We start from the raw sequence: 9629 nt of genomic DNA, 5'->3' as shown, positions 1-9629 counted from the left end.
CGATTTTTGCAACAGAGCCCGAAATGCTGCCCTGGGCATGGAAGGCGGCTCAATCCGGTGACCAGGACGTCGACTGAGGGCCATTGCGCCAATGGCAGCTATCTGCGATTTTCTGCCAGAAGCTGCCTTTCAGGAAGCGACCCCATTTCGGACATTTTCCTGATGGTCGCGTGACAAGCTGATTGAGCTTTCCTAAGTTGGTTTCGCCGAGCATAGAGTAGCAGGATGGTAGCCCCTGCGCCCGCATGTCGGACTCTTCCCTGCCACGGCGTCACCTGATCGAAAGGGTAGGCGCTTGACCAATGGGCCAACGCTCCCTCCAAACTCAAGGAGCGTTTCATGCAGTATCTCTACCTTGCGATTGCCATCATTGGTGAAGTGTTCGCGACATCGTTACTCCGCCAGACAGAGGGGTTCACAAAGATCGGCCCGACCATGCTCGCCCTTGGGGGCTATTTAGTCACGTTCTACTTCCTTGCGCTGGCATTACGGACCATCCCCACCGGAGTTGCCTACGCGATTTGGGCAGGCTTGGGCGTAGTGTTGGTCGCGGCTGTCGCGTGGCTGATCCAAGGCCAGAAGCTCGATTCCGCCGCCATGATCGGCATGGGCTTCATCGTTGTTGGCGTGGTAATCATGAACGGCTTTTCCAGCGCGGTGTCGCACTGAGCGATGTCCGCTTCCCACCCAACAGTCGCCATCAGCGAGGGCGCGCCGTGATCCTAGAAGCGGCCATTGCGCGCCACGGCCCTGATCGGACGCTTACTAATTATCCGATAAAGCGCGGCTGGCAAGTGCGATTGTTCGCCCTTGTTCCTTCCTGCCTGAAGGGCATCGGCACCCTGCGCGGTCTTGTCCGCTACCGGCTGCACCGAACCATGACCGCGTGGTGCAAACTGCGCCTTGATGAACCCGGCAACGATTGATAGCGCGGATAAATGTCCGATAGTTCGTCTCTCACGCCGCGCGCCGTGCCCAAGCAGGAGCGCAGCCGCGCCACGCACGAGCGCATCCTGCAGGAAAGCGCCCTGCTGCTTGATGAAGTTGGCGCCGATGCCTTCAACACCAACCTCCTCGCCGGGCGGGCCGCACTCAGCCCGCGCGCGATCTATCGCTATTTTCCGAACAAGTGGGCGATCCTTCAAGCCCTGGCCGAACGGGCGCGCCAGCACGAGCGCGAATGGGTGGGCGATCTTTCGGCGCTTTCGCCGCAGGACGACTGGCACAAGGCGCTGGATCGCGCGATCTTCGATTACTACGCGGCGGCCTCGAAGGAGGTCGGCTACCGGGCCTTGCGCGCGGCGGCGGAATCCAGCCCGATCCTGCGCGAACAGTACGAGGCCGACAATATCGCCGTCCAGCGCGAGCTGGCCATTGGCCTGCGCGCGCTGGGGGTGCGGGGCGACGATGCGGAAGTGACCGCGCTGTGCTGCGTGGTGATCGAGGCGAGCAACCGCATTCTCGACATCGCGCTGCAATCGGACGAGGTGACCGCGCACAACCTGCTGCGCATCCTGCACCAGATGGTGAGCGACACCTTCAGCCGCTATCTGGACTGATCGGTCAGCCGCGCGGCCGGAAGCCTTCGATCCTTGCGCCTTCGTCTTCCAGCACCGGGCGCAGGGCCACGAACAGGCGGAAGTAGTTGTAGAACGGCACGCTTGGCCACAGATGGTGGATCAGGTGCATGTTCTGCTGCAGCGTGAACACCTTGCCGCCTGCCCAGAGGCTGATCCGGGTATTGCCGTAGCGGTCGAAGCGGTCGAACGGATAATGCGGCAGCCACTGGAAGAAGATCATCAGGATCAGCACGCCAATCTGCTGCGGCACGAACAGCAGCAGCAGCCAGTCGAGCGCGTGCCCTGTGGCAAAAGCCACGCCGAGCAGGCCGATCAGCACCGTGTTCAGCAGCGAACACTGCAGGATCTCGCGGTCGCTCATGATCGCACGTAGCTGGCGATAGAGGTCGGGCATGACGAAACGGTAGAGCACCAGCGGCAGATAGCCGGGCACCGAATCGCGCGCCCATTTGCCGATCAGCTGCCAGAAGGTGCCCTTGACGTAGATGTCCGGGTCCTTGTCGGTATTGGTGTGCGAATGGTGCAGCACATGGGTGCGCTGCAGCAGCGGCCAGCCGATCCCCAGCCCGATCGCGCCGACCCATCCGGCAAAGGTATTGAACCAGCGCAGCGATTTCGGTTCGACCACAAGGTTGCCGTGCACCGCTTCGTGCACCAGCGAATAGTGCGCGTAGGACACCAGCCCCAGTACCGGGGTGATCAGCCATGATGAAACCCTGCCGCTCAGGCCCAGCCAGGCAAGCGCGACATAGGCTGCGGGAAACAGGAAGGTGAGGATCACCGTCGGCCAGGCGATTCCTGGCGAAAGCGAACGCGCGATAGCCTTCTCCTCGGCCTTGCTGATCCTGCGTTCGGCCTTTGCCGGTGCTGTCGGCGTGTCATGGGCGATGCTTGCCATGACCGGGCCTTACTGCTGGCTGGCCGGCATGCGGACGGTAATGCCGTCAAGCGCCGGGGCGAGCGTGATCTGGCAGGCAAGCCGCGAATTGTCGGCAACTTCGGCCGAGAATTCGAGCATTTCCTGTTCGTTGGGCGATCGTTCACCGACCTTGTCGAACCACGGTGCCTGCACGAAGACGTGGCAGGTGGCACAGGCACAGGCTCCGCCACAGTCTCCGTCGATCCCCGGAACCCCGTTCTTCACGGCGGCTTCCATCAGGGACCAGCCCTGCGGCGCTTCGACATCATGCTGCGTGCCGTCGTGCTCGATGAAGGCGATGCGTACCATATCCCGATATCCTCTTGCGTACGTGTGGAGATCCCTGCGGCGCGGTTACAGCCGGCGCGGGATCGAAACCTGCATTTCCGAGAAGCCGTGGACGAAGGCCGACGGCACGCGCTCCAGCGAATGGACGTGGATTTCCGGGAAGCGCTGCAGGATTTCCTCCCACAAGATGCGCAGTTGCATTTCCGCCAGGCGATTGCCCAGGCAACGGTGAATGCCGAAGCCGAACGCAAGGTGACGGCGCACATTGGGGCGATCGATGCGATATTCGTACGGGTTCTCGATCACTTCCGCATCGCGGTTCCCGGCGGCATACCACATCGCCACGCGATCGCCCTTGCGGATGGTCTTGCCGCCCAGTTCGACATCGCGCGTGGCGGTGCGGCGCATGTAGGACAGCGGCGTCTGCCAGCGCAGCGTTTCGGACACCATCGAGGGTATCAGCGCGGGGTTGGCGTCAAGCTTGGCCCTTTCGCCGGGGTTCTCGAACATTGCCAGCACCGAACCCGACATGGTGTTGCGGGTGGTATCGTTGCCGCCCACGATCAGCAGCAGGATGTTGCCGAGGAACTCGTTGGGATCCATCTCGCTGGTGCTTTCGCTGTGCGCCAGCATCGAGATTAGATCGCCCTTGGGAGGCTGGTTGACGCGTTCGTTCCACAGGCCGGTGAAATACTCGGCGCATTCGGTCATCACCGCGATGAATTCCTGCTGGTAGTTCTCGGGATCGCTGTACATGCCCGAGGCTACCGGATCGGCAGTGGCCATGTCGGACCAGTAGGTCAGCTTGCGGCGATCCTCGAACGGGAAATCGAACAGCGTTGCCAGCATCTGCCCGGTCAGTTCGATCGAGACCTTGTCGACCCAGTCGAACTTCTCGCCGATGGGCAGACTGTCGAGCGTGGTCTGGACGCGGCTGCGGATCAGCGATTCCATCGCCGCGAGGTTCTGCGGCGAGACTACCGGCATCACCGTCTTGCGCTGCTGGTCGTGGCGCGGCGGGTCCATCTGGATGAAGGCGGGAAGTTCGAACCCTTGCATCTGCTCTTCGAGGAAGATGGTCGGTTCCGACGAGAAGGTCTGGTGATCGCTGTCGATCGCGACAATGTCGTTGAACCGGGTGATCGACCAGAACGCACCGTCGACGTGATGGTCTGCCGGATGAAGATGGACGGGGTCGTCGCGGCGCAACCGGTCGAAATAGGGCCAGATCGTATCGTTGCGCCAAAGCTCCACGTCGACGACGTTGATCTCGTCCAGTGCGACAGTGTCGGCATGATTCTTCACTGCATCCATCGAAAGCACAGCGTCCATGACGTTCTCCCCGGCAGCGTCCGGCGGCATCTCCGCACGGCGCGACTCCATGCAGCAATCTTGCACATTCGCTATATGGGAGCAATTACTTCCATTTCAAAATGTGTCTGAGAATCCGAATTTTTGTCGACTTCGATCTGCCTTTGCGACGAACCGTGTTCTGTCATGGCCGGAAGGATGGAGGTCTGCGTGCGACCAATCCCGAATGAAGCGAGCCAAGTCCTTGCGCAGCGTTTCGGGTTATCAGTCGGCCATGGGCGGCATCCTGGCCGCGATCGGCTTTATCAGCACGCACAGCGCAATCCCCGCCGCTACGAACAGCCCGGACATCACGATCAATCCGGTATAGCCGTTCAGCCCGATCATCGGTCCGGCAATCAGTCCGGTGATGACCGAAGCAAGGCCGGCAACCGCCGAGGACAGCACGAACAGCCGTGAGGTCGGATCGGCCTCGCGCGCCAGCGCCCAGTATCCTGGCTGGGCAATGCCCCAGCCAATCGCGAAGATCAGGCTGCCCGCCATGAACGCAACCGGTTCGGGCACGGCGACCAGCGCGAACCCGGCCACGATCAGCAGCGAGCCGAGCACGATGAACTGCAATCCGCCCAGCCAGCGCGAAAGCCAGGTAACCGCGAACGAACCGGGAATCGAGACCAGCGCCGTGCCGCTTACCGCCAGGCCGATCGTGGCGGCGGGGATCGATTGCGCGGTGCCGATCCGTTCGAGGAAGAACCAGAAGCTGGTCACGCCGATCGTGAACAGCATCATCGCCAGAAGCACGGCGATGAATGGAAGCAGCCGCCACGCCGGTACTTTCACGCGCGCGCCATGCGCCTGTTCCGAACCCCGGCCCGAAGCAGGCAGGAACCGCACGGCGACCAGCCCCACGGCCATCGCCGCGATCAGGCTGTATAGCACCCCTGAAAGCCCGTAGGCTGGAATGAGGTAGCCCGCCATCGGCACGGCGGCCGCCGCCGCGACGATGGCCTGTACCGCGACGGACGTTCCGAAATTGCGTTCGGGCCTGCTGGTATCGCCAAGGCACACGAAAGACGGCGCTCCGATCATGCCTTTCATCAGCCCGGCAAGCGCGAATGCAAGGCAGAGCCAGCCGAAACCCGTGACCAGCGAGGTCACCCAGAACATAAGGGCGGCCAGCAGCAGGGCAAGTGTCGTGGTCCTGCGCCAGTTGACGCGCCGCACCCAGAACGGGGCGGTAGAGGAGGCAAGCAGCGCGCCTCCGACCAGCGCCGAACTGACCAGGCCGAGTTCGCCGTCGTCTAGCCCGCGGTGGCGGGCAAGCGCCCCGATCAGGAGCGGCTGGACATTGATGACAAGCTGGTTGAGCGCGATCAGCAGCGAGGCGGCTGCGATCGCGCTGCCCCGGTCGACCGGATCGATGAGATCAGCCCCTGCCGCCACTGCGCCCCCTTGCATGCCTGCAGCAGGCGGATCGGCAAGGGGGAGAGTGGCCAATGCGGGATCCTTGCGTCAATGCAGTGCCATTGCGTTGAACGAGCTTTCGCCGTGCCCTGCGGCTGCGGCGCGTTCCAGCTTGGCCAGAGTCGCCGTGATGATATCGCTGGGCGCTGCGGCATCTGTATAGGCCTGAACGAACATGCGGTGCGAGCGCCGATGCGTGGCGATCGTGGCCTGGTCGGTGGGAAAGCTGCCTTCGGCCATCTCGCTTGCCGCAATCTCGCACTGCACCTGCAGTTCGGCGACCATTGTCGGAAGGCTGGCGGTCAGGATCGCGGGGTCGACGCCCTCGCTCTTCATGAAACGCGAGGCTTCGATGAAGGCCGCAACCGATGGGAGGAAGAACGTGCCGACAAAGGCGGCTTCCAGCACGTTGGGCGTACCGCTATCCTCGGCAACGAACTCCGATCGCCCGGCGATGGACACGATCGCCTCGCCGAACTTCTCCCACAGCAATGTCGAGCCGCCGACGTAGATCGCGCTGGCTTCCTTTCCGATGCCTTCGGGGTAGCAAAGGATCGTTCCGCTGGCGAACTGCGCCCCCTGTGCACTGGTCCATGCGCCGGTCGCGCGGACATTGGCAGGCGTGCCGGAGGCAAGGTTCAGCACGTATTTCCCGGCAAGCACCGCTTCGCATCCCGCGAATGTTTCCGGCAACTGTTCGCACTGCCCGGTCAGGTTCACCACGAGACCCGCCGCTGCCGTCGCTTCGGCCACGGTAGGCCAGGCGGTGATGCGTTCACCCGCCAGCGCGGTGGCCTTTTCCGGCGACCGGTTCCACACGTGGACGGCATGGCCCGCGGCCGCGAAACCGCGGGCGACGGCAGCGCCCATCAGGCCAAGCCCGAGAACGGCGACATTACACTGCTTCATGGTGTACCTTCCAGGAGACGGGATCGGGCTTTCGGTTGCGCCCCAGCAGGAACGGAACCTGGCTAAGCACCAGGACCAGGCTGCCCAGCATGCACGACAGGAAGCCCACGAGCACCAGATCCAGACCAAACGGGGCAAGGAATTCGCCCGCCAGCGTCGGCAGGATGGCAAGGCCCACCAACTGCGCAGTTGCGCTGTAGGGAACCGCCCGCCCGACAGGATCGAGCCGCGCGAGCAGGGGCGGGAATGCCGGGGCCACCATCGCGTAGGCCACGCCATACCCGAACGATACCACAGCGGACGAAGGCCAGGCCAGCCAGGCGACCACCGCGCTCATCAGGGCGCAGAGCAGGACGATCAAGCGCAGCCAGCCCCACTTGCCATCGGCAATCAGCGATCCGGCGACGGCTCCAAGGATCTGTCCGAGCAGGGAAATCGTGATCAGCGAAGTGCTGTCTGCCCTTTCGATGCCGCGCGAGTGCATCCACACTTCCAGATAGCCCCAGATGCCGCCGACCGCGCCGACGCAGAGCAGTACGGAGCCGAGGCCGACGATACCCCTGCCCTGAGGCCTGCCGATCGGTTCGGCCTGTTCGTCGCCCGATCCGAGCATCCGGGCCGGGTAGAACGGCAGCAGCAGCAGCGTCACGAGGCCGAAGCCCGCCAGCACCAGCTGGACGGTATGGCTGGCCGGATCAGGATCGAAATGCATGAAGCCGCGCAGCACCAGATAGGGCACCAGTCCCTGGGTCAGCACGAACGATCCCGCCCAGGCACCGAGGCGCCGGGTCCGTGAAATCGCCACGCCGACTATCCCGACAAGCAGTCCGCCCCCGATCCCTGCGGTCAACCGGCACAGCATCAGCAGCCCCGTGGCGCCTTCGGCCACCGGGATCAGGTTGCCCGCAATGAGCAATGCGGTGGCGGCAAGCACCAGGATCTGCGTGCGCCACCGGGCCAGCAATTGCACGCCGATCGCGCTGCCTGCGGCAATGCCTGCGATCTCCACGGCCGAAAGCAGGCCAAGCCGCTGCGGAGAGATCGACCCTTCCAGGACGTATGCCCCGTACAGGACCGGCTGGATGCCAAGGACGATCAGGGCGATCGTTCCGCCCGCGATCGCGGTGGCAACCTGCAGGGGCGTGATTTCGCTCTGGCCGGGGAGCATCGGACGATCAGGCCAGAAGCCGGATCGGATCGGCCATCTCGCCGTCGATCTCGACCCAGCCCATGTGCGTCTCGTCGGTATAGGACCAGCCGAGCAGGCGCTGGATCTCTACCGGGTAGCTTTTGACCACATCCGGCGAAAGCGCGAGATACATGTTCTCCTCCTGCCGCACGGTTGCCGCGTCGATCGTCATGGTCAGGCCCGAGCGGAGCTGGTCGGTCGTCGCGTTCCTGCCGCCTGCGTGATAGGTCGATCCGACGAAGAGCAGTGCGGAACCTTTCCTCATCACGGTGGGAACGGCTTCCGCCATCGTCGGAATGCGCGTGTCGGGCCAGACGTGGCTGCCCGGAATCACCAGCGTGCCGCCATTCTCCTCGGTGAACTCGCTCAGCGCGATCATCACCTGCAGGCGGACGTGGCGATCATAGTCGGGCGTGCGCCACAGCAGCGCCCAGTGATCGCGGTGCAGCGATTGCGGCGTTTCGCCCGGCGCGATCTGGATCAGCTGGGTCACGCCGATACGCAGGCCCGGCTTGATCGAAAGTTCCTGTTCGCCCGACCAGTACTTCGTGGGCACGTTGACCAGCCGTTCTGCCGCGCCGTGAAACAGCGGATGCAGCACGATATCGGCCATGCGGCGCGTCTTGGCGAAAAGGGCACTCATCCGGCGGGTCCTGAACCCGGTGAAATCGTCGCCGCCGGCACCGGACCTGTCCAGTTTCGGCAGCAGATCGGCTTCGAGTTCCGCGATCAGTTCGGGGGAAATGAAGTCCTCGATGATCACACCGCCATCGCGTTCGATCGTGGCCACGACATTGTCGACCGTGGCGGTTGCATTCGAGAGGCGGGCGAGATCACTCATGGGATTCTCCGGGCAACTGATCTTATGAAAGTGCAGACTTTGTGATAGTGTATCGGCAAGCGGTGGAAACGGCCCACAATCTGGCGGAACTGGGTGCCTTCTGGCCACAAACCCCGCAATACTTCCAGAATTTAGCCGAGAATTATCTAGACGGAATGCGATGTCAATCGCCATTCCTAGCCCTTTTTGCTGCGTTAACGGCGGATGGATGAAACCCGTTTGACAACTTGGCAGATAAATATCACCTTTCCTGCACTAGTCATGAACCTGCGCTGACTCGGAGAGAATGTTGAACAGGCCGCAGGCATCTGGCAACTGCGACGGTGTGTCCGTCGGGCGTCAAACCGCTTTTGCGAGGACTCGACAATGACCGCGAATTCCCAGGATCTGCAGCTTCGCGAACGCGCCGCGAAGGTCATCCCGAACGGCATGTACGGTCATGAATCGACGGTGCTGATGCCCCCTTCCTTCCCGCAGTTCTTCGAACGCGCCGAAGGAACCTATCTGTGGGATGCAGATGGCAACAAGTACCTCGACCTGATGTGCGCCTATGGCCCGAACCTGCTGGGCTATGGCCGCGCGGAAGTGAACGCGGCGATCCGCAGGCAACTGGACAAGGCCGATACCACCACCGGTCCATCCCCGCTGATGGTCGAACTCGCCGAAACGCTGACGTCGATGATCAGCCATGCCGACTGGGCGATGTTCTGCAAGAACGGCACCGATGCCACGACGATGGCGATGACCTGCGCCCGGTCGACCACGGGCAAGCGCATCATCCTCGTGGCCGAAGGCGCTTATCACGGTGCCGCGCCCTGGTGCACGCCCCGGCCCAATGGCGTGGTGCCCGAAGAAAAGGCCTTCATCCGCAAGTATGTCTACAATGACATCGCCAGCCTCGAAGCCGCGGTCGAGGCGGCAGGCGACGATCTCGCCGGGGTCTTTGCCACCCCCTTCCGTCATGAGGCTTTCCAGGACCAGTTCGAGGTCACCCGCGAATATGCCCGGCGCGCCCGTGCGCTGTGCGACAAGGCGGGCGCGATGCTGATCGTCGATGAAATCCGCACCGGATTCCGCCTGTCGCGCGACTGCAGCTGGGAACAGTTTGGCGGGCTCTGTTGCAAAGAT

General features: G+C 63.1%; 11 protein-coding genes. 4 read left to right on the top strand and 7 right to left on the bottom strand.

Features of this window, described 5'->3' with window-relative positions; all coding sequences use genetic code 11:
- Positions 1–339: 339 nt before the first annotated feature.
- The 3 genes from H926_RS0103680 to H926_RS30680 are packed head-to-tail and all read left to right on the top strand — an operon-like array spanning position 340 to position 1559.
- On the top strand, positions 340–669 hold the full coding sequence (locus H926_RS0103680) for a multidrug efflux SMR transporter (RefSeq protein ID WP_022675110.1): 330 nt from the start codon (positions 340–342) through the stop codon (positions 667–669).
- A 47-nt stretch (positions 670–716) separates the two neighbouring features.
- Positions 717–926, top strand: coding sequence for a hypothetical protein (locus tag H926_RS32205; protein WP_148291624.1), 210 nt, complete (start codon positions 717–719; stop codon positions 924–926).
- Between the two features lie 12 nt (positions 927–938).
- On the top strand, positions 939–1559 hold the full coding sequence (locus H926_RS30680) for a TetR/AcrR family transcriptional regulator (protein ID WP_022675109.1): 621 nt from the start codon (positions 939–941) through the stop codon (positions 1557–1559).
- Between the two features lie 4 nt (positions 1560–1563).
- On the opposite strand, the gene H926_RS0103670 is transcribed toward H926_RS30680, so the two are convergent.
- From H926_RS0103670 to H926_RS0103640, 7 genes are all read right to left on the bottom strand, one after another.
- Positions 1564–2478, bottom strand: a complete 915-nt coding sequence (locus H926_RS0103670) for a fatty acid desaturase (protein WP_022675108.1) — start codon at positions 2476–2478, stop codon at positions 1564–1566.
- Positions 2479–2487: 9 nt separating this feature from the next.
- Positions 2488–2808, bottom strand: coding sequence for a 2Fe-2S iron-sulfur cluster-binding protein (locus H926_RS0103665; RefSeq protein WP_022675107.1), 321 nt, complete (start codon positions 2806–2808; stop codon positions 2488–2490).
- A 45-nt stretch (positions 2809–2853) separates the two neighbouring features.
- Positions 2854–4119, bottom strand: a complete 1266-nt coding sequence (locus H926_RS0103660; protein ID WP_148291623.1) for a cytochrome P450 — start codon at positions 4117–4119, stop codon at positions 2854–2856.
- 243 nt (positions 4120–4362) lie between these two features.
- Positions 4363–5595 carry an MFS transporter gene (locus tag H926_RS0103655; protein WP_148291622.1) on the bottom strand — a complete coding sequence of 411 codons (1233 nt, stop codon included), beginning with the start codon at positions 5593–5595 and terminating at the stop codon, positions 4363–4365.
- Between the two features lie 15 nt (positions 5596–5610).
- Positions 5611–6471: an NAD(P)-binding domain-containing protein gene (locus tag H926_RS30675; RefSeq protein ID WP_158441930.1), complete on the bottom strand. Its 861-nt coding sequence runs from the start codon at positions 6469–6471 to the stop codon at positions 5611–5613.
- On the bottom strand, positions 6458–7405 hold the full coding sequence (locus H926_RS32955; RefSeq protein WP_202804666.1) for a hypothetical protein: 948 nt from the start codon (positions 7403–7405) through the stop codon (positions 6458–6460). The genes H926_RS30675 and H926_RS32955 overlap by 14 nt, the downstream gene beginning before the upstream one ends.
- Before the next feature lie 241 nt (positions 7406–7646).
- Positions 7647–8675, bottom strand: a complete 1029-nt coding sequence (locus tag H926_RS0103640) for a phytanoyl-CoA dioxygenase family protein (RefSeq protein ID WP_202804665.1) — start codon at positions 8673–8675, stop codon at positions 7647–7649.
- 192 nt (positions 8676–8867) lie between these two features.
- Between H926_RS0103640 and H926_RS0103635 the strand changes: the two genes are divergently transcribed.
- The coding region (locus H926_RS0103635; RefSeq protein WP_022675101.1) for an aminotransferase class III-fold pyridoxal phosphate-dependent enzyme at positions 8868–9629 on the top strand (762 nt) is incomplete at its 3' end.

Source organism: Novosphingobium sp. B-7 (genome assembly GCF_000410615.1).
Lineage (GTDB): Bacteria > Pseudomonadota > Alphaproteobacteria > Sphingomonadales > Sphingomonadaceae > Novosphingobium > Novosphingobium capsulatum.
The sequence above is the reverse complement of the archived record's forward strand: the minus strand, read 5'-3'. Positions and strand labels throughout refer to the sequence as shown.

Excerpts from the sequence above, each read along its gene's own strand:
- H926_RS0103680 (WP_022675110.1), top strand. The coding sequence starts at position 340 with ATGCAGTATCTCTACCTTGCGATTGCCATCATTGGTGAAGTGTTCGCG.
- H926_RS30680 (WP_022675109.1), top strand. The coding sequence starts at position 939 with ATGTCCGATAGTTCGTCTCTCACGCCGCGCGCCGTGCCCAAGCAGGAG.
- H926_RS0103670 (WP_022675108.1), bottom strand. The coding sequence starts at position 2,478 with ATGGCAAGCATCGCCCATGACACGCCGACAGCACCGGCAAAGGCCGAA.
- H926_RS0103665 (WP_022675107.1), bottom strand. The coding sequence starts at position 2,808 with ATGGTACGCATCGCCTTCATCGAGCACGACGGCACGCAGCATGATGTC.
- H926_RS0103660 (WP_148291623.1), bottom strand. The coding sequence starts at position 4,119 with ATGGACGCTGTGCTTTCGATGGATGCAGTGAAGAATCATGCCGACACT.
- H926_RS30675 (WP_158441930.1), bottom strand. The coding sequence starts at position 6,471 with ATGAAGCAGTGTAATGTCGCCGTTCTCGGGCTTGGCCTGATGGGCGCT.
- H926_RS0103640 (WP_202804665.1), bottom strand. The coding sequence starts at position 8,675 with ATGGCGATTGACATCGCATTCCGTCTAGATAATTCTCGGCTAAATTCT.